This is a genomic window from Sedimentibacter sp. (genome assembly GCF_038562225.1).
GTDB lineage: Bacteria > Bacillota > Clostridia > Tissierellales > Sedimentibacteraceae > Sedimentibacter.
Genome location: NZ_JBCFAS010000002.1, coordinates 433,612 through 457,726 on the forward strand (window position 1 = coordinate 433,612; position 24,115 = coordinate 457,726).

General features: G+C 36.7%; 23 protein-coding genes and 3 pseudogenes. 9 read left to right on the top strand and 17 right to left on the bottom strand.

All coding sequences use genetic code 11. The annotated features are described in order from the left end of the window. Window positions 1–69 precede the first annotated feature (69 nt). Together AAGU76_RS08495 and AAGU76_RS08500 are read right to left on the bottom strand one after the other, a co-directional pair. Window positions 70–930 carry an ARMT1-like domain-containing protein gene (locus AAGU76_RS08495; protein WP_342485046.1) on the bottom strand — a complete coding sequence of 287 codons (861 nt, stop codon included), beginning with the start codon at window positions 928–930 and terminating at the stop codon, window positions 70–72. Window positions 931–969: 39 nt separating this feature from the next. Further along, window positions 970–1,683 (bottom strand): lysophospholipid acyltransferase family protein, encoded by a 714-nt coding sequence (locus AAGU76_RS08500; RefSeq protein WP_342485047.1) that lies wholly within the window; start codon window positions 1,681–1,683, stop codon window positions 970–972. Between the two features lie 453 nt (window positions 1,684–2,136). On the opposite strand from AAGU76_RS08500, the gene AAGU76_RS08505 reads away from it, so the two are divergent. Next, on the top strand, window positions 2,137–3,417 hold the full coding sequence (locus AAGU76_RS08505) for a uracil-xanthine permease family protein (RefSeq protein WP_342485048.1): 1,281 nt from the start codon (window positions 2,137–2,139) through the stop codon (window positions 3,415–3,417). Window positions 3,418–3,487: 70 nt separating this feature from the next. Here the strand turns inward: AAGU76_RS08505 and AAGU76_RS08510 are convergent, their stop codons facing one another. After that, on the bottom strand, window positions 3,488–4,360 hold the full coding sequence (locus AAGU76_RS08510; protein WP_342485049.1) for a radical SAM protein: 873 nt from the start codon (window positions 4,358–4,360) through the stop codon (window positions 3,488–3,490). A 246-nt stretch (window positions 4,361–4,606) separates the two neighbouring features. Further along, the gene (locus AAGU76_RS08515; RefSeq protein ID WP_342485050.1) at window positions 4,607–5,785 is read right to left on the bottom strand and encodes an iron-containing alcohol dehydrogenase; all 1,179 of its coding nucleotides are present in this window, start codon (window positions 5,783–5,785) and stop codon (window positions 4,607–4,609) included. Between the two features lie 259 nt (window positions 5,786–6,044). Between AAGU76_RS08515 and AAGU76_RS08520 the strand changes: the two genes are divergently transcribed. Further along, complete coding sequence (locus AAGU76_RS08520) at window positions 6,045–6,674, top strand: hypothetical protein (RefSeq protein WP_342485051.1); 630 nt, start codon at window positions 6,045–6,047, stop codon at window positions 6,672–6,674. A 235-nt stretch (window positions 6,675–6,909) separates the two neighbouring features. After that, on the top strand, window positions 6,910–7,581 hold the full coding sequence (locus AAGU76_RS08525; RefSeq protein ID WP_342485052.1) for a class I SAM-dependent methyltransferase: 672 nt from the start codon (window positions 6,910–6,912) through the stop codon (window positions 7,579–7,581). Between the two features lie 76 nt (window positions 7,582–7,657). Here the strand turns inward: AAGU76_RS08525 and AAGU76_RS08530 are convergent, their stop codons facing one another. Further along, window positions 7,658–8,533, bottom strand: a complete 876-nt coding sequence (locus AAGU76_RS08530; RefSeq protein ID WP_342485053.1) for a PhzF family phenazine biosynthesis isomerase — start codon at window positions 8,531–8,533, stop codon at window positions 7,658–7,660. A 213-nt stretch (window positions 8,534–8,746) separates the two neighbouring features. On the opposite strand from AAGU76_RS08530, the gene AAGU76_RS08535 reads away from it, so the two are divergent. Continuing rightward, window positions 8,747–10,141, top strand: coding sequence for a PLP-dependent aminotransferase family protein (locus AAGU76_RS08535; protein ID WP_342485054.1), 1,395 nt, complete (start codon window positions 8,747–8,749; stop codon window positions 10,139–10,141). 330 nt (window positions 10,142–10,471) lie between these two features. Here the strand turns inward: AAGU76_RS08535 and AAGU76_RS08540 are convergent. Continuing rightward, window positions 10,472–10,594 (bottom strand): annotated as a pseudogene (locus AAGU76_RS08540) (HTH domain-containing protein); the annotation flags it as partial. 149 nt (window positions 10,595–10,743) lie between these two features. On the opposite strand from AAGU76_RS08540, the pseudogene AAGU76_RS08545 reads away from it, so the two are divergent. Then, window positions 10,744–11,001: pseudogene (locus AAGU76_RS08545) on the top strand (YoaP domain-containing protein); the annotation flags it as partial. On the opposite strand, the gene AAGU76_RS08550 reads toward AAGU76_RS08545, so the two are convergent. From AAGU76_RS08550 to zupT, 4 genes and pseudogenes are all read right to left on the bottom strand, one after another. Beyond that, window positions 10,981–11,625: a DUF4397 domain-containing protein gene (locus AAGU76_RS08550; RefSeq protein ID WP_342485055.1), complete on the bottom strand. Its 645-nt coding sequence runs from the start codon at window positions 11,623–11,625 to the stop codon at window positions 10,981–10,983. The pseudogene AAGU76_RS08545 and the gene AAGU76_RS08550 sit on opposite strands and share 21 nt — an antisense overlap. Window positions 11,626–11,787: 162 nt before the next feature. Continuing rightward, the gene (locus AAGU76_RS08555) at window positions 11,788–13,035 is read right to left on the bottom strand and encodes a hemolysin family protein (protein ID WP_342485056.1); all 1,248 of its coding nucleotides are present in this window, start codon (window positions 13,033–13,035) and stop codon (window positions 11,788–11,790) included. Window positions 13,036–13,531: 496 nt separating this feature from the next. After that, window positions 13,532–13,708 (bottom strand): hypothetical protein, encoded by a 177-nt coding sequence (locus AAGU76_RS08560; protein WP_342485057.1) that lies wholly within the window; start codon window positions 13,706–13,708, stop codon window positions 13,532–13,534. Window positions 13,709–13,812: 104 nt separating this feature from the next. After that, a pseudogene (zupT, locus tag AAGU76_RS08565) lies at window positions 13,813–14,660 on the bottom strand (zinc transporter ZupT). A 134-nt stretch (window positions 14,661–14,794) separates the two neighbouring features. Here zupT and AAGU76_RS08570 point away from each other — a divergent pair. From AAGU76_RS08570 to AAGU76_RS08580, 3 genes are all read left to right on the top strand, one after another. Continuing rightward, on the top strand, window positions 14,795–15,235 hold the full coding sequence (locus AAGU76_RS08570) for a helix-turn-helix domain-containing protein (RefSeq protein ID WP_342485058.1): 441 nt from the start codon (window positions 14,795–14,797) through the stop codon (window positions 15,233–15,235). 6 nt (window positions 15,236–15,241) lie between these two features. Further along, a complete protein-coding gene (locus AAGU76_RS08575) occupies window positions 15,242–16,078 on the top strand; it encodes an alpha/beta hydrolase (RefSeq protein WP_342485059.1) in 837 nt (278 codons plus the stop codon). Window positions 16,079–16,323: 245 nt separating this feature from the next. Beyond that, complete coding sequence (locus tag AAGU76_RS08580) at window positions 16,324–17,001, top strand: alpha/beta hydrolase (protein ID WP_342485060.1); 678 nt, start codon at window positions 16,324–16,326, stop codon at window positions 16,999–17,001. A gap of 228 nt (window positions 17,002–17,229) precedes the next feature. Here the strand turns inward: AAGU76_RS08580 and AAGU76_RS08585 are convergent, their stop codons facing one another. The 5 genes from AAGU76_RS08585 to AAGU76_RS08605 all read right to left on the bottom strand — a co-directional run bounded on the left by AAGU76_RS08585 (window position 17,230) and on the right by AAGU76_RS08605 (window position 22,032). Next, window positions 17,230–18,147, bottom strand: a complete 918-nt coding sequence (locus AAGU76_RS08585; protein ID WP_342485061.1) for a homocysteine S-methyltransferase family protein — start codon at window positions 18,145–18,147, stop codon at window positions 17,230–17,232. A gap of 256 nt (window positions 18,148–18,403) precedes the next feature. Then, window positions 18,404–19,321, bottom strand: coding sequence for a 4Fe-4S double cluster binding domain-containing protein (locus tag AAGU76_RS08590; protein WP_342485062.1), 918 nt, complete (start codon window positions 19,319–19,321; stop codon window positions 18,404–18,406). Between the two features lie 12 nt (window positions 19,322–19,333). Then, on the bottom strand, window positions 19,334–20,095 hold the full coding sequence (locus AAGU76_RS08595; RefSeq protein WP_342485063.1) for an N-acetyltransferase: 762 nt from the start codon (window positions 20,093–20,095) through the stop codon (window positions 19,334–19,336). 136 nt (window positions 20,096–20,231) lie between these two features. Beyond that, window positions 20,232–20,876, bottom strand: a complete 645-nt coding sequence (locus tag AAGU76_RS08600; protein WP_342485064.1) for a GyrI-like domain-containing protein — start codon at window positions 20,874–20,876, stop codon at window positions 20,232–20,234. Window positions 20,877–21,099: 223 nt separating this feature from the next. Next, on the bottom strand, window positions 21,100–22,032 hold the full coding sequence (locus AAGU76_RS08605) for a YafY family protein (RefSeq protein WP_342485065.1): 933 nt from the start codon (window positions 22,030–22,032) through the stop codon (window positions 21,100–21,102). 113 nt (window positions 22,033–22,145) lie between these two features. Between AAGU76_RS08605 and AAGU76_RS08610 the strand changes: the two genes are divergently transcribed. Further along, entirely contained in the window at window positions 22,146–22,784 is a 639-nt protein-coding gene (locus AAGU76_RS08610; RefSeq protein ID WP_342485066.1) for a type 1 glutamine amidotransferase family protein, read from the top strand. A gap of 212 nt (window positions 22,785–22,996) precedes the next feature. Here AAGU76_RS08610 and AAGU76_RS08615 read toward each other — a convergent pair whose 3' ends face one another. Both AAGU76_RS08615 and AAGU76_RS08620 read right to left on the bottom strand, forming a co-directional pair. Beyond that, window positions 22,997–23,470: a nuclease-related domain-containing protein gene (locus AAGU76_RS08615; RefSeq protein WP_342485067.1), complete on the bottom strand. Its 474-nt coding sequence runs from the start codon at window positions 23,468–23,470 to the stop codon at window positions 22,997–22,999. Between the two features lie 60 nt (window positions 23,471–23,530). Next, window positions 23,531–23,971, bottom strand: coding sequence for a GNAT family N-acetyltransferase (locus tag AAGU76_RS08620; protein WP_342485068.1), 441 nt, complete (start codon window positions 23,969–23,971; stop codon window positions 23,531–23,533). Between the last annotated feature and the right edge of the window lie 144 nt (window positions 23,972–24,115).

Consider the following 24,115-nt stretch of genomic DNA (forward strand, 5'->3'; position numbering starts at 1 on the left):
GGCAGACGATTGTGAGTTTATTCATCTATACTTGTCATCAAGAACCGTCCTCAATGACATTTTATGACACTAGTAATTTGTTAGAACATAGTCCATTCGTTTACAGCCGATAGCAGAAGCTACTGAACTGCATTTAGCTCTTAACAGATAGAATATTGTCTTATCCTTAATATCACTCAATGTTTCGAAGTTAGCCTGGCCTTTGCTTATAACCAGATCTGCTTTATTAAATTCAGTTACAAATGAACTTGAGCAATCTTTCAATATGGTTCCCTGTGCAGAATGTCCATTGTCTATGACTCTCACCATGTCCACAACGCCTGTACTTATGGCATCTTGCATAGTTGCATCATTAACTATGGGACCTCCCTTGACTGCATAGGAAACTTTTTTTGTTGGAAGGTTCATTAACAAAAACTTATCAAATATGATTTCGCCGGCATTGTCGGCAATATACAGAATATTGTCTGCCTTTTCCACTGCTTTTCGTAATGCTGGTGTTCCGGTTCCGAAAATATCATGCTTTATACTATCTTCAACCGACTTAACTACATCAGAACGCTCTAATTTCAAACCAACTGAAAAGTCGATTATATTGCCGGCAATAGCCAGACGGCAGGCCATATCAAATGGATCTTCAGCCCTTTCCAGCCATTTTTCATCGATAATCCTTTCATAAATCTCCTGAGCAATTTCATTGTACTGTTCTTTTAACCTTTTATACGGATCATTGATACCAGTGATATTTTTGGCATGCTGATGCATCCTGAAACCTATTTCAGGTGCTGTTTCATTGAAATCCAAATTTCCTAATTCCTGCAGTGATTTTTTTATTATTTCTTCCTGCATAGCTGCACTGCTTGTGGCTTCTTCGGCTATTTCCACAGCTTGTCTGGCCAGACAGTGAATGCATTCTCTTGATATCTTCATGTGTTTCCCCTTCACTCAAAATGTTTATGGTGCAAGATGTCAACAAGAACCGTCCCCATATACTCCTCTGTAATTCTCAGGCAACAACTCTGCTATTTTATTCATTGCATATTTTATGGCTAAATCTTCATAATCTTTTTTATTTTGATCTGCTGCTGCCTCTGGAAGTTCAAATTGTTTTCCGATGTTGATATGAACATCTGCATGATTGAAGTTTTCTGCGCTCATATCTCCTTCCTTATTTATGGGCAGCAATTTTTCAGTACCATATAGTCCGATAGGAACAATAGGAGCTTCTGTCATTCTTGCTATGAGAATGGTTCCTTTCTTTGCCTCTATCAGGCTTCCGACTCTGCTTCTGGTTCCTTCAGGGAAAATCAATATACTTTCCCCTTGCTTAACAAGGTTGATGATCTTTCTAAGACCTTCTTTATCAACAGTATCAGGTTTTATTTTTGTAGTCTTTACTACGTTCATACCTATACTTGTAACAGCATTGTCTGACAGCTTTACACCTGCAACAAATGTAGGATCAATCGCTTTTAAAGCCTTTTCTAATACTAATCCGTCCGAATTGCTTAAATGATTGCATATAAAAATAGTTGGAGTCCTTATTCCTTTTAAGTTTTCGCTTCCATCTATGTATATATTGGCATATTTTTTCAGGTATCTGTCAACGACTGTTTTACATATATATGAGGCAAATCTATCAGGTAAAATATTTATAATTTTTACCGCTGCTGTGGATATCATCTGCTGCTCCTCCTGCATGTTTATATACTCGAAATTATACATTGAAACATGCAAAGTGTCAAACTGCCCTTAATGCTGTTTGTGTTAATTATATATGTTGTAGATTTTAGCTTCCGATATAACCTTAATTATAAAAAGGCAGCTTCAGCCCCTGATACCTGCCATAATTCAAATAAATTATAAATGTATATTGCAATTATTCTACAAACGTGTTATTATTTTAGAAATAGAATAATTGATTGTCTTTAAAATAGTCCGGTGAGGCTGGCAAGATAAACATTATGAATTTCACATAATTTGTAGACAAATGTGACTTCTTGCTGCGGCGTGAAGTCATTTTTTATTGATTATCAAGTTATTCTGTGTGCATCACCTTTAAATTAGTCCGGTGAGGCTGAAAAGGGGAAAAGAGTTCACTCTTCTCCTCAATTTAAAAATTAAGGAGACTTTATCATGTCAGAGAAAGTATTAAAGAAAGTTGAAGTTGAAACTTCAAAAACCACTGATTGGATGGCTTTATCAAAGAAAGTGATTCTTGCGCTTCAGCATCTTATTGCAATGTTTGGTGCTACTGTGTTGGTACCTGTTCTTACAGGATTAAATGCATCTGTTGCGTTGGTTTCTGCAGGATTAGGCACTCTTGTATTTCATGCGGTAACAAAGAAAAAGGTTCCTGTTTTCTTAGGCTCTTCCTTTGCCTTCATCGGCGGAATAATAGCCGTTAAGGAAGCACATAACGGTGATCTTGCATATGCCCAGGGCGGTATAATAGTAGCAGGTCTCATATATGTAATAATGTCTTTTGTAATCAGAAAAATCGGGATAGATTTCATAAAAAAATATCTTCCATCCCATGTAATAGGACCGATGATAATTGTCATAGGCTTAAACCTTGTTCCGACAGCATTTGGTATGGCCAGCGGAAACTTTTTACTTGCTGCAATAACCCTCGGTACAGCACTGGCTATTAACTTCTTTGGTAAAGGCTTTTTCAAACAGCTTTCAATATTAACTGCCGTAGTTGTTGGTTATACAGTAGCACGCATCCTTGGACAAGTAGACCCTACATCCTTTGTAAATGCACCGCTGCTTGCAATTCCGGCATTCACACTGCCAAAGTTCAGCGTACCTGCTGTAGCAGTTCTTGCTCCGGTAGTACTGGCAGTTTTCATGGAGCATGTTGGCGATATCACTACAAACGGACAGGTTGTAGGGCAGGATTTCATAAAAGATCCAGGACTAAACAGGACTCTTCTTGGAGATGGACTTGCTACATTGTTAGCCGGCTGTATAGGCGGACCTGCCAATACAACGTATGGTGAAAACACAGGAGTTCTGGCTATAACAAAGAACTATGACCCCTCTACATTAAGACTGGCTGCAGTATTTGCCATAATTCTTGGATTCGTAGCCAAAATTGGTGGTTTCCTCGGAACCATACCTACACCAGTTATGGGCGGCATAAGCCTTATGTTGTTCTCAATGATTTCTCTTGTGGGTGTACAAACTATAAAGAATAACAATGTACAATTCAATGCAGCAAATGTTGTAGTAATGATTGTAGTGCTGGTACTGGGTTTGTGGGGATCTTACTTCCAAAGCATGACCGGCATCAGTATCGGCATAAAGATAAATGAAACTGTTTCAATTACAGGCTTGAGCCTGGCTGCAATAATTGGAGTAGCATTAAACGCAGTGCTGAACATTATTGTACCGGCATCTAAGAAAGCTTAATAATGTTTATAAAATAATAAAATCCATGGGTTGCTTTAAGGTAATCCATGGATTTTTTATTTAACGCCTATTAATCAAATAAGCTTAATTGAATTTCAGATTGTTTTTCCTCGAGGGTGTTCAAATAACTAAATATCTGGCCGTTGTCATGCACTATTCCATGTTTGCCGCATTTCTCATGGAACAATCTCATTAGTTCTTTGCTATTTGGACTGTCAATCACATATTGACTTCCATATTTCTGCATATATTTTTCTTTCAAGTGAGGAAAGTGACGATCTAACTGCTTATAGAAGTATTCTCTGTTTCCTTCACGAAGCGTCAATCCCATTCCAAAGCATATAACGCCATAGACCTTTGCCTCTATGCAATAATCTAAAATACCGGAAATGTTATATGGTGTATCATTGATGAACGGAAGAATAGGACAGAGCCACACGACAGTAGGTATTCCTGCATCACGCAGCTGTTTTAAAGTTTCAAACCGTTCTTTTGTGGTGCATACATTCGGCTCAACTTTTCTGCATAAATCCTCATCGTAGGTAGTCATGGTCATTTGCACAACACATTTTGTTTTACTGTTTATCGCTTTCAGCAGATCTAAATCTCTTAAAATACGATTTGATTTCGTTATGACTGTAAAACCAAAACCATGTTCATATATCAAAGATAAAGCTTTCCTGACATTCCCGACTTTCATTTCTAACGGGATGTACGGGTCTGTCATGGAACCGGTGCCTATCATGCATTTTTTTCTTTTATGCTTAAGAGCCGTTTCTAATAATTCAATGGCATTTTCCTTGACTTCAATATCCTCAAAGTCGTGTTCAATATGATAGCATCTGCTTCTTGAGTCACAGTAGATACATCCGTGAGTACAGCCGCGATACAAATTCATTCCATTTTTTGCTGATAAAATTCCTTTAGACTTTACATAATGCATATTCTCCCCCCAAGCGGCTGACCTTTTCCTCTCTTATAAGAAAGCTCATATTATCCAATATTATAACATAAATATTTCCAAACTTATATAAGAACTGCTTTAATTAATTCTGCTTACTATACATAGTGTTATTCTCCTGTTATTATGGATGCTTCCACGACCCTCCTTCGTTTTAACGCCGTATTCCTTCTGATTTGAATAAAGGAATACGGCGTCACAGTTATGATTTAATTCAGGATCGTATGATTAGAATTCCACTTCTGATCCATAATAAATACAAGTGAGCAATTTCTCCATTGTTGCAGGATCAATCGGTCTTGGATTTGAACCTGTACAAGCATCACTTACAGCGTTTTCAGCGATAGCTGAAATTTTTTCCTTGAATTCCGATTCTATAATTCCAAACTCCTTCAATGTGTTTGGAATTCCCATGTAATTATTCATTTCAACTATCTTTTTACGAAGTCCTTCAATACACTCCTCTACAGTACCTGTTATGCCAATTGCATTTGCGATTTCTGCATAACGGGCTGCCGCTGTTTCCACCTTTGAATTGTACTTGATTATATATGGAAGGTACATTGCGTTTGCAAGGCCATGTGTAATGTGTCCTGTGGAGAAGGCAGCACCTGTTTTATGTGCCATTGAATGTACTATTCCAAGAAGTGCATTGGTAAACGCCATTCCTGCAAGACATTGTCCGTAGTGCATTACCTCACGGCTGGACATATCTCCATCGTAGGATTTCAACAAGTGAGAATTTACTATCTGAATTGCTTTAATTGCAAGAGGGTCCGTAAATACGCTGTTAAAGGCGGAAACATACGCTTCTACGGCATGTGTCAGTGCATCCATCCCTGTGTAAGCAGTAAGACTCTTAGGCATGGTTTCAGCAAGTGCAGGGTCAACAATTGCAACGTCTGGTGTGATGTTAAAGTCAGCAAGAGGATACTTGATTCCTTTCGCATAATCTGTGATAACGGAAAATGCTGTCACTTCTGTTGCAGTACCCGATGTGGACGAAATAGCACAGAATTTTGCTTTTGTTCTTAGCGTGGGGAAGTTGAAGGGAATGCATAAGTCTTCAAAAGTTACTTCCGGATATTCATAGAAAGCCCACATTGCTTTTGCTGCATCAATAGGAGAACCGCCGCCCATTGAGATAATCCAGTCAGGCCCGAATTCACGCATCATTTCTGCACCCTTCATAACAGTTTCAACAGAAGGATCTGGTTCCACATTTTCAAATAATATGGTTTCAATCCCGGCTTCCTTCAGATATGCAAGCGCTTTGTCTACAAATCCAAATTTCTTCATAGATCCGCCGCCTAATACAAGGATTGCCTTTTTTCCTTTCAGATTCTTTAATTCAGCTAGAGTATCAGCTCCATAGTAGATATCTCGTGGTAATGTAAATCTGCTCATTTTAATCTCCCTTCTAAATGTTTATTTTTATAAGCATAAATAGTGTTTCACATTCTGCTGAATTTACAATCTGTTTTTTTAAATATTACAAATTAATGAGGTACTTCACCAAATCGGCAATCACTGCTACCGCCGTCGGTATTTGATCTGCAATAAAATAATTCATTTTTTCACCCCGAATATGATATTTCTCATATTAAAAAGTCTTATTTTATTATAACATAGTTATAAACCAAAATAATATATGAATTGAGGTAAAATGATGATAGCAAAACATATAAAATACACTGCATACTCCATAATAGCATTTTTATTGCTTGGTTTGGGCATCTCTCTACAGATAAAAGCAGGAATTGGCCAAAGCATGCTAAATGCATTTGCATTGACTCTGGCAGAATTATTTCATCTTGAAGTAGGAACAATGCTTAATATTTTAAATATTCTGTTTTTTATAACTTACATTCTCATTCGAAAAACCAACTTTGAATCCAGAGATGTTATTCAGATATTAGCAACTATTGCCAATGGCTATATAATTAACTTTTTTGTTTATTATGTATTTGCTGATTTTGCTATTGATTCATATTTATTAAGGGTATTAACCTTTCTGTTGGGACTTTGTCTGGCTTCTGCAAGTTTAGGCGCTGTTTTGGCTATTGAAATCATAAGGTTTCCGCTGGAGAGTCTATGTGTGGTACTGTGCCAAAAGCTTAATAAAAATTTAACCACTGTTCGTATGCGATTTGATATGCTATTTCTGTTCAGCACGTTAGTTATCAGTTTAATATCCGGAAACACAATTTTCATAAGAGAAGGAACAGTCATTAGTTTTCTTCTGCTTTCCCGTTTGATGGGATTGACTTATTATTTCCTCAAGAACCGAATATAACAATGATGTTAAATGCTGAAGACATTAATTCATCAAAACCATAGGTAATCTCTCAACATCCGGAATGGCGCTAATCTCCTTTAACAGATCATAATTTATTAAAATTGTATAAAATTTACATCAAATTGATATGAACAACTGAAAAAAAAAGAATTATACTATAATTAGGAAACCTTTAAAACTGTATTTGTTTTTAGTTAGGTTTATAAGACCATGAGGAGGAAGGATAAGAAAAATGGACAATTATTATGCCGAAAAATTAAATTCCCAAAAGTTGTTTCAGGTGTATGAAACTCAGATTCCACGCATCAAACAGTATTTACAGGCGGAGATAGATTTTGTCAAGGTAAACCTATCAAACACACAAAGTGTCTTAGAACTTGGAGCAGGATACGGTCGAATTATTAGAGAACTGGCTCCCTACTGCGGATATATTGTGGGGATAGATATTTCAGTGGAAAGTGTTGAGTTAGGCAAGGAGTATCTCAAGGACTGCCCCAACGCCAGCATAGTTGCGATGGATGTTCATCAGCTAAAATTCCCTAAGCCCTTTGATGTTGTTTTGTGCCTTCAAAACGGATTGTCTGCCATGCGTGCTGACTCCGCTGTCATTTACAAAATTCTTGATAGCGTGGCACCAGGCGGAACGGCATTTTTCAGCAGTTACAGCTCTAAATTCTGGGATTATCGTCTTAAGTGGTTTGAAGAGCAGGCCTCCAAAGGGCTTTTAGGAGAAATTGATTACACCAACACCAAAGACGGTGTGATTATCTGCGAGGGCGGCTTTAAGGCAACATTCCATTCACCCGAGGATTTTGAAAAAATTGGTGAAGAGTTGGGATACCCCTTTCATATTCAGGAGGTGGATGAGTCCAGCGTGTTTCTGATTGTCCATAAACACGACTAAATTACGAAGGCAAGCGGAATATATACTAGTTTAAGGAATGCTGCGCAAACCGTTGAAATCTTAAGGCACTTCATGTTTAATAGTAATAGACGCCATCAATTCGAGTTGTGGCTTTACCTCCGAACAACATAATGTTATCTTGAAAATTTAGTTTGATAACATTAAATATTCTGTTATTTCCTCCTTGTTCAACAGAACATAAAGAGCCATCCCACAATTTGTGTTTTAACATGTAATACCCAAATGCACTATTTCCCGAACCGGTTGCCGGATCTTCCAAATACCCAAATTTTGGAGCAAAAACTCTGGTATGGGCAATATGTTTTTTATCGACTGCGCTAGTAGAAAAAGCCAAGACAATATCTATATTATTTTTCTGACAAAATTCCTTCAAGTTAGCTTCGTCTGGATAAATAGATATTAGCTTTGGTGTAGTGTTTAATGGAACAATCAAGGTATGCAATCCGGCATCAATAACTTCAACGGGTAGTTCAATGCTTATATCTTCATTGCACAAACTCAAAGGCGCAGCTATGTCTATTGGTTTCAGATAAGTAGCTAGATAATTGGGTGAAGGAGAAGAAATGAAAACGGCATCTTGTTCCGTGATTCTGTTATAGACTGTTAATGCCCCCTTTTTATTGGTATTTATAGGTATTTCACTGCATTTAAGAAGGCTCTCTGTGTTCTTGACTAAGCTGTACATACATGCTATCGTACCATGCCCACAAAAGCTGACTTCACATTCAGAAGAATAATATGTTAAAAAAATCCCCTTGTGGCTGCTGCAGTAAATTACTTCAGAAACAAATCCCTTGTGTTGTTGAGCTATCTCTAACATAGCTGTTTCAGATAAAGATTGTGATTCACTTAAAAAAATGCAGGCGGCGGGATTGCCAATGGATGTATTTGATGTAAATGCATCAACTTTCTGATATTTATATGCTTCCATTTTTGTTACCTCCTTTTGAAAGTTATGTTATCTAAAAATACTTTTTTGGAAGCGGAAGGTATGTATCATAATGATATTTTTACCATATGCTCCCAATTATTTACTCTTGCAAGATTGTGTGTTATAATGCTTTCATTACTGAAATTGTACCACTCGGATAAATATACGCACAAGGAAAAAAATGTAGGTCATACATTTTAAGGAGGTGAAATCTTGCCTGTAAACTCTTTTGATGATTATGAGTTGACGTGGAAGCCCGATAAACAGGAACTAAAAACCCCCATGTATCGTTCTTTAGCAATGCTGATGGAAGCTGACATAAAGAGCGGCAAGCTCATTGCAAATACAAAGCTTCCCCCCCAAAGGGAGCTTGCCGATTATCTGGATTTGAACCACAGCACAATAACAAAAGCCTATAAGCTCTGCGAATTAAAGGGGGTTATTCATGCAATTGTTGGCAGCGGCACATTTGTTTCCCCCAACGCTAATAGTTCTTCTTCTATTGTAAATCAAAGCGATACCGCAATAGCCGATATGGGCATGGTGTTGCCTTTTTTCAATCATAATAAGTCAGTAAAAGATATTGTAAATGAAGTTATTAAAAAACCTTTGTCAGAAAAGCTTTTAGAATATAGCAACCCTCTTGGAAGCCTTAGTCAACGGATTGCAGGTGCAAAATGGGTATCACAGTTTGGGATTGATTGTCACGCAAATAATACAATAATAACAGCAGGAGCACAAAATGCTCTTGCCATTATACTGTTATCTTTGTTTGCGCCCGGTGACAAAATTATAACGGACCCATATACATATCCGAATTTTATTGCTTTAGCAAATATGCTTCATATACAGCTTATTGCAGTAAAGCATGATGAGCAGGGCATGTTACCAAATGAGCTTGATACCATTTGCAGTTTAGAAAACATTCAGGGCATTTTTCTAATGACTTCCTGTAACAATCCTACTACTATCCCACTTTCAAACCATCGCATTAGAGAGCTCTGCTTCGTAATAAAAAAACATCAGTTATTGGTAATTGAAGATGATGTGTTTGCTTTTATGAAAAAAAACAAAGTAACACCTGTCTGTTCTTTGCTTCCCGAACAGACAATTTATGTAAGCGGACTTTCAAAATCAATCTGTGCAGGGATACGAGTGGCATACATGTGTTTTCCTCAAAAATATCTTTCAAGGCTTGAACAAGGATGTTATAACGTCAATATCAAGGCATCGTCTTTGAATGTAGAAGTAGTGACAGAAATTATACAAAGTGGATTAGCCCAAAAACTCATACAAGAAAAATACGAAATGGCAATTACACGCAACTGTTTATATGCTAAATATTTTCCATCTGTTCACTGTGAACCGGAGTCATATTATCAGTGGTTGCAACTGCCAGAAGGTTATAGCGGCAAGTTTTTTGAGGACCTCATGGAAAGCAAAAATATAAATGTATATGGTGCAGAAAGATTTTCCGTTGGCGATAGCGCAAAAAGCAATGCAATTCGAATTGCAACATGTTCCCCTGCAACTGAAGCAAGTTTAGAGCTAGGACTTACGGCAATAAAAAAAGCCATCAAAGAAGAAATACCACTAAGTACTCCCTAAACCGTCAATCAACATGTGGTCATTTAGTTTAAAAACATATTTTTGCACTTAGGTTATTAATACCAAAATATGGGTATATATTTTTGTGAGATAATTAATCCAAAAGGTGTACCGAAATGTTGCGGTCAGGATAGCTTTATCCACTTTTGACAGAACACCCCTATCGAGCAACAACTTAATATGCCCGGGACGAATAACAACTCCATCTATAGTGTCCAAGCCTACTTTAAAGTCCTTGATCCATCGGTTTGCCAGTTTGCTCTTCATAATGCATGAGAAACACATCGTATAGCTGTTTCGTCATATTCCACCCTATGCAAGGAATGGTGCGTCTATATCCCTGTATATGGTCCGCTCGCTCACCTCAAAATAGTTTGCCAGCTCATTTGCAGTCATTTTTTTCCGTACTCTTAATAAATGGACGATTCCATTCTGTCTCTCTGTTTTTTTCATAATAATACACTTACCTCGAGGGAACGCCAAATTGTATTTTCATTTTTTGAGTATTCTCTCTAAGTAAGTGGCATCTAACAAATTCACTGTCTCAAAATTTCCTTTTATTTTAAACTTTATATTAATTTTAAGTGGGGGTACACATTGTTAAAAACCAAGAAATTGAAAGCAAAGAGCTAACAATTTATTATGATATGCAATGCCCCTATGTCTATCAAAACATTGAGATGATAAAACAGTATTGTGAAATGAACGACGTTCCTGTACGCTTAATTCAAGTGGATACGCTGCAAAAAGCAAAGGAATTACCTTGTGTTTTCAATAACTGGGGTGTGTTTTATTCTTTCACCGTCAAGCGGTCGCCCATGCTGAGCTCACTAAATAATTTATCTTGGTTCAGTAACTAATAATGCTTCTAAATCAGGTTTATCTCCAACTAAGCCAACTGCATAGACGGTATAGAAAGTATTTGGATTTAACCTAACATTAGGAACTGTTAAAACAACATTATCTGTTCCGGCTGGGTTTACTCTAAACGTGTATGTGCCTGATGGAACACAAGTATAATTAGCTATGCTTTTAAACGGAACATTGCTAAAAACAATTGTACCATCTGGTAACGTTATATCAACCGGCGGTGCATCTGGGGATAGATGGATAAATCTTACACATGACATACCAGTCTTATTGGCTGAAGTTGGTTCCTGAATTGGATATAGGCTTATATCAGGCAATTGTCCAATAGCTGTAATGGTGTAGATAGAATTTTCAGGAACATAAACACTTGAATCAACAACAGGGTTTGTAGTTTCTCCTGTCGGATATACTTTAATATTATAATTGCCTGCTGGAACTGGTAAATATGGGGACATTTCTTTATATGCAAGGTTTTTAACAATAAGATTATCATTAGCATAAACATCTACTGCAGGGGCATTAGGAACTGCGTGAAGCACTCTTATTTTAGAATTCATTTGCTGCTGCATCATATAACACTGTGCTAACATATTGGTATATGGATAATTGTACATGGTATTCTCTCCTTCATATTATAATATACAATATTAATATATGAACAAAGTATTAAAAAGTGATATATCTGTTGCAAATAAGCCATGTATAAGAAGCATAAAACCATAATTACTATTGTTATGCAAATAAAAACTGGTTAAAGTAATAAAAAATCACCTGATTCAAGTCAGAATTCTTAACTTCTCAATTCTATTTTTATGTACTTTCTCCACAATGAATTTAATGTTTTCATGTTCTATGCATTCGCCAGCTTCAGGCAATCTTCCAAACAACCCGACCACAAATCCTCCAATAGAATCAAAGTTTTCAGAATAAATATTAATTCCGATCATATCATTAACAATATCAATTTTGGTAATACCAAGAACAACATACTCGTCTTCTTTAATAACCTCAATTTCATGAATAATCTCATCTGTTTCGTCATGAATATCTCCTACAATCTCTTCCACTAAATCTTCGATTGTAATAACACCTGCAGTACCTCCATATTCGTCAATAACAATAGCCATTTGTATGCCTTTCTCTCGCATTTCACGAAACAATAGAGTAGTTAATTTGAATTCAAAAGTGAAATAAGGTTCTTTAAGAACTTTTGATATATCAAAAGTTCCTTCTTCCATTTCACAAAGAAAAAGATCTTTAAGATATAAAACTCCAACTATATTGTCCATACTTTCCTCGTATACAGGTATACGGGAAAAACGCTGTTTTTTAAACTCCTCTACAATCTGTTCATAGGATAAATTTTTTTCTATTGCAACCATATAAGTCCTTGGTATCATAACATCTGCTACTCTGGTTTCCCCAAACTCAAACACATTGTGAATCATCTTCTTTTCTTCAACTTCAAGGACACCTTCTTCATGCCCCACATTAATCATGGTCTTTATCTCTTCTTCTGTAACAAATGGCTGCTTATTACTAATTTCCCCACCAAGTAGCTTAATTATTGAATTAGTGATTTTCATTAAAACTATTGTAATTGGTTTTAATATGATAACAATAAAAGACAATATATTTACAACTTTCAAAGAAACTTTCTCTGAATTTTGTGCAGCTAAAGATTTAGGAGTAATTTCTCCAAATATTAAGACAATAAAAGTCATTATCCCCGTTGCAATACCTACTCCTGTATTGCCAAAGTGGTTAATTGCAATTGATGTTGCCAAAGCCGATGAACCTATATTCACAATATTATTACCCACAAGAATAGCACCTAGCAGATTGCTGGGATTTTCAACTAACTTTTGTATTTTTTCAGACCTTGGAACATTTTCATCCACCATGTTCCTTATTCTAATCTTACTTAAAGACATTAATGCTGTTTCTGAAGCTGAGAAAAAGGATGACAGTACTAAAAGCACTACTAAAATTATTAACTGCCATATATCTTCAATTTCCAACATCGAACACTCTCCTATTATTTATTTTAATCATGTATGCTAAAACAATTATTCCTTAAACTACTTCACTACCAATAGCACGTTATTAAACGTAGAAGTTACTTAAATTAAATGTTGACTAACATCGAAATCGTCTCAACGTGCCTTGAGCAGACAAAAATGTTGTCTTTAGTGTTTCACATACTGCTAATTTTACAATCCGTTTTTAAAATATTATAAGGAAAACCGGCTCATTCAATCTATCAAACAACCCCATATGTTAGATCCTCCTCTTACGTGATTGGTAATAGAATTATATCATGTTTGCATCTCAATTTATATCATTTTCTAATATTATGAAAACAAACACCATCAATTCGAGTCGTAGCTTTACCTTTAAACAGCATATTGAAAATTGAGTTTTATAACAAAAGGTGGTACGTTAAATGAAGCAAAAATAGTAAAAAAATGCCTTCAAGGTAATTTCCCTGAAAGGCATTTAAAAGATTATTTTATCATACTAGTCTTGGTACCCAGATAATTGCTGCTGTGCAGAATTAAGTGAGCTTATTGCTTGCTGAATCTTGTTTTTGTTATCTTGCTTTTCAACAGAGTTAAGTGCTTGCTGTAATATATTTACAGTGTTTTGTACTGATGTCATACTTTGATCAACATATTGTTTTGCTTTTCCTGGCATAATTAAACACCTCCTCAATTCATATATTTAGAGTTAGTGTGTCTATTAATGAAGCAAATATACCATCTATTAATAGTAAATATTTAAAAACCAATGGAAAATATCTAAATAAATAATAACAAACTAACGGACATGACCATCATACCGGCAATGAGTCCATAAATAGATAGATGATGTTCGCCATACTCTCTAGCTGAAGGTAGCAATTCATCCAGCGAAATAAATACCATTATACCTGCTACAAGAGCAAAGATGATTCCCATTAAAGCATCATTGACAAATGGAATTAAGATTAAGTAACCTGCAAGTGCGCCAATAGGTTCAGAGACTCCTGACAAAAATGAATAGAAAAACGCCTTTCTTTTACTTCCGGTAGCATAGAATATGGAAACAGAAATCGCTATACCTTCGGGTATGTTATGGATTGCGATTGCCATAGCAATGGGAATGGTAATCTGAGGCTCCTGAATAGCTGCAATAAAGGTTGCAAGACCTTCGGGGAAATTGTGAATTCCAATTGCAAGAGCTGTAAAAAGGCCCATGCGCAATAGATTCTGGTTTTTTTGAGCTTCTTCTAGTTTTTTTATCTGCTCCATATGGTGGCTTTCACCCGGATCTTCTTCATTTATCTATTAAATAGAGTGAAGATCATGAGGGTTTTCAGATGAAGGAATCAATCTGTCAATAATACCGATCAAGAACATACCACCAAAGAAAGCAATAACTGTTACCCACGATCCTTTTCCAGTCCAAATTCATTGATAAGGCTCCTTTGGGCTTTAAAGAATATTTCGATCATGGATACATATATCATAACCCCTGCTGAGAAGCCAAGACTTATTGATAAAAATTTAGGGTTGCTTTTTTTAGTAAAAAATGCAAGTATACTACCTATACCTGTACATAGACCAGCAAATAGAGTAAGAGAAAACGCAAATAAAATATTCTCCATTTATTATCCTCCTTAACAAACCTTGAATGAAATATGGATGAAAGATTCATAATACATGAATGAAAAAAAATTTAACTTGACACGTTCCTTATTATTACCTATAATGTATTTATTAGTAATAATAAGGAGTAGTTATGAATAGAGAATATTATACAGTTGAACAAATATCAAATATGCTGGACATACATCCGAAAACAATTCAGCGATACATTCGCGAGGGTAGACTACGTGCATCAAAGGTTGGAAAAGGCTGGCGTATTAATGGACATGATTTAAGCGTTTTTGTCGAGAGTGACAGTAACAAGGAGTACAATACGGAGAAACAATCAATTCACAGCGCCCTTGCCTCATCTGTTATCGATATTAAAGTATACGGAAAAGAGGATGCCATTCGTATCATGAATACATTATCAGGTGCTCTTAACTCAAAGCCAAAGGAATATGGTCAATCTTCCATGCAGTCGCAATATATTGAATGTGAAAACATGATTCGTGTTACACTTTGGGGTGATATTCGTTTTATGGCAGTTATGATGGACACAATTTCAGTACTGATAGAACAGCAAAAGGAGTGAAATAATATGAATAACAGCGTATTTAAAACTGAAGAAAAGCGTGATGAATTTCGAGCTTACTATAACAACTTACTTAGTCAGTTTCCTTTTGAACAACGGTATGTCCAAACCACCTTTGGAAAGACATTTATGCTAATAGCAGGACAGGAGTCTAATCCGCCTGTTATCCTTTTACACGGCTCCTGCAGCAACAGCGCATTCTGGTTTCCTGAAATCATGGCTCTATCTGACATTTATAGGGTATATGCCATCGACATAATAGGAGAAGCCGGAAACAGCGAAGAATACAGACCTGATCTCAGCTCAGAAGCTTTTGCACTCTGGATTAAGGAAGTCCTTGATGCATTAGGACTTGAAAGAACCGTTATTATCGGGAACTCATTAGGTGGCTGGATGGCTCTAAAATTTGCTACAACCTTCCCGGAGCGTGTTTCTATGTTGTCTCTAATCGCTTCAGCAGGTCTTGCTGAAGTTCGTCAGCAATTCATTTGCAATGTGGAACAAGCTAGGCAGGAAAACGGATGTGTACCGATTGATTCTGCTATTTTAGGAGAGCACGACATACCGAAAGAAGTTCTTGATTTTATAAATCTGATTACAGCAAGCTATAACCCGATTCAGCATTTACCCGTATTCGAAGATGAACAGCTGCAGCGGCTTAACATGCCAGTCCTCTTTGTTGATGGAGAAGATGATGTTATTATTGATGCGGATAAATCAGCCCAAAGACTATCACATCTTGTGCCATCAGCCGAAATTCACATACTGACAAATTGCGGACATGTGTTGACCAATTCCATTGAATACATCATTCCGTTTCTGGATAAAGTCCAAACAACATAATAAAAGGCCGACTATATTATGCAATTTCAAAAATAGTCGGCTTGCTATATTTATCAGGAATTGTCTCTCATTACATTCAAAGGTCCGTCCTCAAAATAGTGCTGCAAATCTTGAACTTCTTTCATCAATTTTCAGGCTTCCCACTATTTATAAAAATTTAAAAACATATTTTCGCGCTTAGGTTATTAATACCAAAATATGGGTATATATTTTTTATGAGGAATTAATTTAAAGGGGGTACCGAAATGTTTCTAAAAGTAAATGATATTGATTTATGGTACGAAGTGAAAGGAACCGGACATCCTTTCATTCTTTTGCATGGAAACAGCGTAACTCATGAAATATTTGATGTTTTGATGGAAGAATTGTCAAAAAAATTCACCGTATATGCAATTGACAGTCGCGATCATGGGAAAAGCACTAAAACCAACAAGCTAAGTTACGATATGATGACTGAAGATGTAGCTGCATTCATTAATAAATTAAACCTGGAAAAACCGTTGTTGTATGGATTGAGCGACGGAGGAAATGTAGGATTGCTGGTGGCGTCTAAATATCCTGACTTGTTATCAGGGATGATAATAAGCGGGGCGAATACGAGTCCTGAAGGTGTCAATAAAATATGGTACATATTGTTTAAAATCATATATTTTATCTTCAGGCAGGATAAACACCGAATGGTACTGGAAGAGCCGCATATTACTCAGGATGATCTGAGGAAAATCAACATACCGGTATTGGTTCTGGCGGGAGAAGAAAGAAAGGAATTTGTAAAAGAAGAAGATACAAAATTCATAGCAGAAAATATTCCTGATTCCACACTGAAAATACTTGAAAATGAAAGTCACATCAGTTATGTTGTTCATAGTCCCAAATTATACAAAATAATTGAGCCGTTTATTGAACGCATTATTGCTTCATAATAGAAACGAAATTAAACCAGCTTAAATTTGACAGGCAAGAACAATAAAGCTTTTCAACTGTCCCATTTTATGTAAAAATGGGACAGTGTGTTAAGACACACTTATATTTAATATGTGTCTTCGATAAACCGATTTATTATACATAATCTTCACCGCCGTTATTTTTCAATCTGAATTATGACTAATTATCATCACCGCAAATAATGATGCCAGCCATGGCAAAATGTATTATATCAGCTTTGCAATCTCACTCATATGTCTACCATCTGTTCCGCAGCAGCCGCCAAAAATCTGAAATGGGCTGATTTCCCGAAGTTTAACTGTATCCATTGCAATTTCAGTGGGTTCTGACGTTTTTAAATCCTTGGAATTGTCTAATTCAGTATATGACAGCGCTGAAGTATTGACCTGAATCCCCTTAAATCTCTTATAAACCATTTCATTGTTATTAAATGGATGCAATAATGCCTCATATACTATTCTGGGATGAACACAGTTTGTCATATAGCACACCGGTCTGTTCACCGTTAATGAATCAATATATTTTATCGCATCAGAAATTCTTGTTCCATCAATCAGGCAACCATCCTTTTTTATTGTGAAACTGATTATGTAAGGTATCTCGTATTTTTCTATTGCTAATGCCATGCCAGCGGCTTCTTCAACATTTGGAAACAGTGCTGCATATAGGAAATCAACTCCTGCCTCAGCGAAAAGTCTGACCTCCCACTCATGAAAATCCTTAGATGATTCTAAATCCAATGCGTTTTCTCCGGTAAAAGCATCCCCCTTACAGCCTACAAGACCTCCAATATACATTTCAATATTCTGTAGTTCTTGTACTTCACGCAAAAATTTTACATTGTCCTGAATAAGGGTGGAATCAAACCTAGACCTTTCGACTCTTTCTTGATTAGCTCGTCTTGTTGGCGTAGTTGCCAAAAATGGCAAATGATAAATTCCGGCAATTTTGGCGTATTCACTCCAAAGTTCCTTGAGAGCTCTTCTTCCGTTATCTGAATATATCAAACCAGCCATGACCACATCTTCATCTAGAACCAGTCTATATTCTCTTTTTAATCTTTCCCCTAGTGCACCTTCCATCAAAATACTGTTTCTATTATTTACACAATCAATAAAACTCATATTTTTTCCTCCAACACTAAAGCCAATAAAAGTGTAATGACTATCCTTTCTCTTTTCACAAATTACCTGCAACAACTTCAAATTTGTTATTTCTTTTTGAAAAAAGTACCGGCTTCATACAATTTTTTTATAATTCCAAGAATGCTATTACCATCAAGGTACCACAATACCAGATGCTCGAGGCACTACCGTCTCAACATGTGCGGAGTAAAAGCGGCAGACAATATAAGTTGACGTTACATACTGGCACTTAACTTCAATGTTGATTAAATATTGCAACTAAATTTCTAGGAACTACGGATAAATATCCTTCGATGTTGAGCCTTTTGATTTCATTCTTAAGCCTATCCGGAAAAGTATCAATCGACTCACCCTCTAACAGAATTTTTGTTTCCTCTTCGCTAAATAAAACCTCTTCTACGGGATTCATAAGCTGCTCTCTATTTGCAGGACAGATTTCCTGGCAGCGATAACACCCATATAACGCATGATGTATTTTGGGGTCAACCCATTCTGGGAAGGGATATCCTCCGTTTTCATTGAAAAATGTGAGACAGCGTTTGCTGTCCAGCAAAAAACGGTCCTTCATTATAGCGCCTGTAGGGCAAGCTTTTATACAGGCACCACAAGTAGCACACCTTTTCATAATGAGTTCTTCTGAAAAAGGACGTTCTTCAACCGGAATATCTGTGTAAAAAAGATAAACCTGGCAGAAGCTTCCCATACCATCTATATAGACGATGTTGTTTCGGCCGTATTTTACAAAGCCACTTCTTGCTGCTAGAAGCTTATTAGGTAACATAGGGGTTGCTTTACATTTGTATCCTTTTTCACTTAAGAGCTGTTGCATAAAGTGTTCTATCCGGTCTTGCGCGTCAAAATACTCATTATAACCCGGCGGCATAATGACCGGTATTTCTTTACCTTTATATTCAAACTTTAATTTAGATACGGTGTTTTTTTTACCGACTAACAAAATAGACTTGATCTCAAAGTCAACCTCCGGAAGCTCCCAATCATAACGTTCCTCAATCAATCGATTTTGATGATCATTAAGCTCTTCTATATTTTGCAGATTTCTCAGATCTTCCTGAAGCTTTTCCAATATGTCTAAGCCAGACATTGCTGCCTTGTGGCCTTGTTCAGCCAGTGCTTCCTGAATATATTCCAACATCCACCCATCCCCCTATTGTTTCATGTTTTTTTTGAGTATTCTCTCTAAGTAGGCATCATCTAACAAATTCACTGTCTCAAAATTACCTTTATAAAATACACCCCAGTTGTTGAAAACACAAGGCAATTCTTTAGCTTTTTGCAGCGTATCCACTTTTATTAAACATACTGGAACGTCATTCGCTTCACAATACTGTTTTATCATCTCTATGTTTTGATAGATATATGGACATTGCATATCATAATAAATGGTTAGCTCTTTGCTTTCAATTTCATGGTTTTTAACATTTTGTGCGAACTGTGGCGTTGTTCCGTCAAAAGAAAGTGCAAGCAATTCATACCCATTATCGGTTGTATCAACAACATCAAAGCCGAACTTCTTCACAAATGATTGGTCAGAAAGCCAGGACTTCTGTTTCTTTGCTGCGAGCATACAAATGCCGGATTTACCCCTTTCTTTGGCATCTGACAAACAATACTCCATCAGCGATTTCCCATACCCTTTTCCTTTATGACTGCCATCTACCCATAAGCAATACAGATAGTAATAGTTGTCACCAATTATTGGAATCCAAGCTGTTTCAAGAGGAGCATATTCAATAAAAACCGTAGCCTTTTCATTTAACTTTCTAAAGACATGACCTTCCTTTAATCGGTCTGAAAGCCATTGGCGCTTTGCCTCAATACCTGGATGCGACTTTTTACTGCGAATAATGCAGCATAAGTGTTCATTCACAAGGTTTTCTGTTGTTAAGTTTACAAAATCAGTATTCATGTAACCCCCGCTTCACTTTAATATAGTTTAATAAATTAAATATTCCCTATAATATCAGTATATGTCCAATTTCTAAATCAAGCAAATCCGAAAACGGCCTGACAGATTTCGCTGTCAGCTTCTGGTTGTGCTGATGTTATTCTGATACATTAAGCTTTTTAATTGGATGACGTATGACTGTTCTCCATTTTGATGGCTCGACTTTGCGGGCATCGGAAAGATAGATTTCGTGGTGCAAACGGGAAGCTGTCATATCATTTATATATCCGTTTTCATTCAAATACTTGTCCATGATGGCAACAGAGGCAGGTTCATCATCAAATGGACCTATGTGCATGATTTGCACACATAAACCTTCATCAATTGTCAGAAACTCCGCTGAAGAACAATCCAGCTTTTTCTTTTTAGTCGCTTCTACTACTGCCCAATCGAAATCACTTTTAGTAACAAAATCTGGCAGACGGATAACTGAAATCCAGTTAAACGAGTCCTTGTTTTCATAGTCTACACCCTCAATACCATCCTGCCACCAAAAGCCTTCCAGAGGCGGCACCACATATTCGAAGAAACCTTCGATCTTATGCGAACCCTTATAGCTCATTTTTATTGTATATGCAATCGCATAAATAATTCCTACAGCTTGCTGATATGCGCCGCCTTCCTGATTTGGGTCTCCTTTCCCTCTTACAGCAATATAGTTTGCAGCCGGAACATTTACTATTTCCGGTGTATTCTTAGGCATATAAAATTCTTTGTACTCTTTCTTAAAATCAAAAGCCATAATTTTACCTCCAGGTTTTATATTATCATTGAGATTTATTCAGGAATATTATCATACCAAAAGGACAAACCCATCAACCATGATCTCCAATACGATTGTGAACAGTCCCGGCAGCTCGTTCGTCTTGTCGTTTTTGCCGGTGAGATAAGCCACAATGACATTTGTGATTTCAGAAATGATTTCAGCTCCTTCTTCAAAACGACCGGCTGCCTCAAGCCATGTCTTAGTTTTTGTATAAGATAGCTATATCTTGTATTCTGCGTTTTATTTCTGTGCGGATATATAACGGCTCTAAACACTCGCATTTATCTCCAAAACTGAAAAGAATATTGTAGTAGTAATCGTTCTCTATGAAAGGAAAACTAACAATGTAATGCTCATTGCCATCTGGAGCAAAGTCCTCATAAGAGCAAAAATCAAGTACCCTGTCCATCACGGATTTATGAATACGAATTTTGATTTTTGTTTTCATTGTTTCCAGAACTTCCGTAAAGTCTAAAATCGGCTTTTGATAATCTCGTGGTGTAAAAGTTTCCTCTTGGATTTGTAGTCTTGATATACGGGATAGTTTGAACAAGCGATAATCACTTCTTTTATGGCAATACCCCTGCAAATACCAATGACTATTTTTCAATACAAGCTGATATGGTTCAGCTGTTCGTGCGGTTCTATTTCCGTAGTGGTCTGCATATTCAAACGAAAGCAGCCTGCTTTCCTGCAAAGCTGTTTTGACAATTTCTAAGTACAGTTGTATGTTTCTGTTACCCATCCACGGACTTAAATCAATATATATTTGATTTACTTTTAATTCAATGTCTTTCGCTCTGTCGGCAGGGATAAAGCTCTTGATTTTCGCAAGAGCTTTTGCCAGTTCATCACCTCGTATCATATTTGAAAGACCGGAAAGCCCCATCAAGATAGCGGAAAGATCGGCAGTTGAAAAAAACTTATTATCAATTTTGTATTTAGGCATAATTTCAAAGCCGCCACCCACTCCTGATGCTGAACAAACAGGAATACCTGCCATGTTGATAGCGTCCATATCACGGTAGATTGTGCGGGGTGAAACTTCAAACATATCTGCTAACTCCTGTGCGCCTATTCGCTCTTTATCAAGGAGTATCATAATAATGCTAACAAGTCTATCTACTTTCATCTGACAGCCGCCTTTCAAAATTTCTTTTAATTATTGACATACTGTTGTCAACAATTACATGGTACTATAAAAGGGCAAACAAATCAATAAAACAATGATAATGGAGGAAATTTATGATTACAGTATATGTTTACGTTCTTGATACCTTAGCAGATTGGGAACTTGGGTATGTTACTTCGGAGCTGAATTCTGGTCGATTTTTCAAAAATGGCGCACAGTGTGTAAAGATCAAAACGGTTAGTTATTCTAAAGAGCCAATCAATACAATGGGCGGACTGACAATAGTTCCCGATTGTTTGATTGATGATATTGTTGTGAGTGAATCAAGCATGTTACTTTTACCTGGCGCAGATACATGGAGCGACTCAAAGCATGACGCTATCATTGAAAAAGCAAGCGAATTTCTTTCTTTAGGCGCTACGGTGTGTGCAATCTGTGGGGCTACCACTGCGCTTGCCAACTTTGGGCTATTGGATAAGCGTCCGCATACAAGTAATGGACCGGGATTTCTTGAAATGTTTTCTCCTGGTTATAAAGGACAAGGTTTTTATATAGACATACCATCTGTAGCAGATAACAACCTTATTACTGCAAGTTGTACCGGAGCTTTGTTATGGGCGAAACAAATTATTGAGCATTTAGGCGTTTTTCAATCAAACACACTGGAATCTTGGTATGAATATTTTAGTACCGGTGAGCCTAAACATTTCTTTGCCCTCATGCAAACTTTGCCGCCTAGCAATCAAAACTGATCCACCTTTGTCTTAATTCAGACCCGATGCAGTTTATTGAAGTAAAAGGCATGGGTTATTAATTAACCTATTTTATAACATTTCTGTCTACTCAACTATGCGACGTTTTTACTGTAGATATATTCTCAAAGAGTAACCATTTACAAGGGGTTCTGCCATTCTGCAAATCAGAAAACACGCAGAACCCCATATTTTCTACACTTTCCAAGTTTCTACTTTTCAACCCTTGACATCAACACTACCGTCTCCACATGCGTGGAGTATGGGCGGCAGACAATATAAGTTGGCAAGTATATGCCTTCCTTTTTCTTTCTGCCGCCAAATTCTGTAGTACGAATAAAATCTCCTGTGCTATTGATTTCAATATCCCCAATGAGATTCTTACACTCAATAACAAAGCAAATTTTCTTTGTAAACACAAGATAATCGATCTGTGAGCTCAGTTCTCCATCTTCCAGATATAAGTCGTGCAATATGTACATCGGCATATGGCTGTTTTTCAGTTCAAATGTTATATTTTTCTCTCCAGATATACCGTATTCCAGATATTTTATATCTTGTCTTATGATAGCTTGACCTTCCGGATTAAGTAATGGCTCTAAGGCCTTCAGCTTTTCTAATTGCTCATCTGCATAACTGCTCTCCTTAAGGAAAACTGGCTCTTTCAATCTATCAAATAACCCCATTCGTTAGACCCTCCTCTTATTGATATAATTAATTGAATTATATCATATATAAATCCCAATTTATCGTTCCCGTTTCAGGTAGACCATATCAACAAGTTGTTTCCCGTCTTCAAACATCGGATGGTCATAATTGTCCGTGAAAAAGTTTTGTATTCGATGTGATTCTGCAAATCCGCATTTCTGATAAAAGCTGAGCGCAGAAGGAACATCACCTGTTCCGACAAGCATCGCATTACAATCGGTGTAATGTGAAAACAGAAAATCTATCAGTCTTTTTCCATAACCCTTTCGCTGACAATCAGGCATAACCGCAATGTTCTTAAGCTCATAAATACCGTCCGCCTCTTTAGTAACCACGCATTCAGCTTTTGCTCCATTATCGTTCAGAACAAACATTTCACCACATTCAAGGTACTTGTCTACCATGCTTTCCTGTTCGTCAGCCAATAAAAGCAAGTTGATATATGATTTCTTATCGTTTGAAACTTTCGTTATATTCACAAGCAGACACCCCCTATAAATTCAAATTTGTCGTAATGTTTAATCAATCTAAAACTTGTGTTCATCTCAGAATTATGGCTATCAAACATATAAGCATATTTCTGCCATGTTGGTTAGCATATTTTGTAAATTTTTAACCCCAAC

Coding starts and splice junctions, on each gene's coding strand:
- AAGU76_RS08510 (WP_342485049.1), bottom strand. CDS start 4,360: ATGCATTATGTAAAGTCTAAAGGAATTTTATCAGCAAAAAATGGAATG.
- AAGU76_RS08605 (WP_342485065.1), bottom strand. CDS start 22,032: ATGAAAGTAGATAGACTTGTTAGCATTATTATGATACTCCTTGATAAA.
- AAGU76_RS08495 (WP_342485046.1), bottom strand. CDS start 930: ATGAAGATATCAAGAGAATGCATTCACTGTCTGGCCAGACAAGCTGTG.
- AAGU76_RS08615 (WP_342485067.1), bottom strand. CDS start 23,470: ATGGGGTTATTTGATAGATTGAAAGAGCCAGTTTTCCTTAAGGAGAGC.
- AAGU76_RS08555 (WP_342485056.1), bottom strand. CDS start 13,035: ATGTTGGAAATTGAAGATATATGGCAGTTAATAATTTTAGTAGTGCTT.
- AAGU76_RS08575 (WP_342485059.1), top strand. CDS start 15,242: ATGAATAACAGCGTATTTAAAACTGAAGAAAAGCGTGATGAATTTCGA.
- AAGU76_RS08600 (WP_342485064.1), bottom strand. CDS start 20,876: ATGGCTTTTGATTTTAAGAAAGAGTACAAAGAATTTTATATGCCTAAG.
- AAGU76_RS08550 (WP_342485055.1), bottom strand. CDS start 11,625: ATGTACAATTATCCATATACCAATATGTTAGCACAGTGTTATATGATG.
- AAGU76_RS08610 (WP_342485066.1), top strand. CDS start 22,146: ATGATTACAGTATATGTTTACGTTCTTGATACCTTAGCAGATTGGGAA.
- AAGU76_RS08595 (WP_342485063.1), bottom strand. CDS start 20,095: ATGAATACTGATTTTGTAAACTTAACAACAGAAAACCTTGTGAATGAA.
- AAGU76_RS08505 (WP_342485048.1), top strand. CDS start 2,137: ATGTCAGAGAAAGTATTAAAGAAAGTTGAAGTTGAAACTTCAAAAACC.
- AAGU76_RS08520 (WP_342485051.1), top strand. CDS start 6,045: ATGATGATAGCAAAACATATAAAATACACTGCATACTCCATAATAGCA.
- AAGU76_RS08515 (WP_342485050.1), bottom strand. CDS start 5,785: ATGAGCAGATTTACATTACCACGAGATATCTACTATGGAGCTGATACT.
- AAGU76_RS08530 (WP_342485053.1), bottom strand. CDS start 8,533: ATGGAAGCATATAAATATCAGAAAGTTGATGCATTTACATCAAATACA.
- AAGU76_RS08560 (WP_342485057.1), bottom strand. CDS start 13,708: ATGCCAGGAAAAGCAAAACAATATGTTGATCAAAGTATGACATCAGTA.
- AAGU76_RS08590 (WP_342485062.1), bottom strand. CDS start 19,321: ATGTTGGAATATATTCAGGAAGCACTGGCTGAACAAGGCCACAAGGCA.
- AAGU76_RS08500 (WP_342485047.1), bottom strand. CDS start 1,683: ATGATATCCACAGCAGCGGTAAAAATTATAAATATTTTACCTGATAGA.
- AAGU76_RS08585 (WP_342485061.1), bottom strand. CDS start 18,147: ATGAGTTTTATTGATTGTGTAAATAATAGAAACAGTATTTTGATGGAA.
- AAGU76_RS08580 (WP_342485060.1), top strand. CDS start 16,324: ATGTTTCTAAAAGTAAATGATATTGATTTATGGTACGAAGTGAAAGGA.
- AAGU76_RS08525 (WP_342485052.1), top strand. CDS start 6,910: ATGGACAATTATTATGCCGAAAAATTAAATTCCCAAAAGTTGTTTCAG.
- AAGU76_RS08570 (WP_342485058.1), top strand. CDS start 14,795: ATGAATAGAGAATATTATACAGTTGAACAAATATCAAATATGCTGGAC.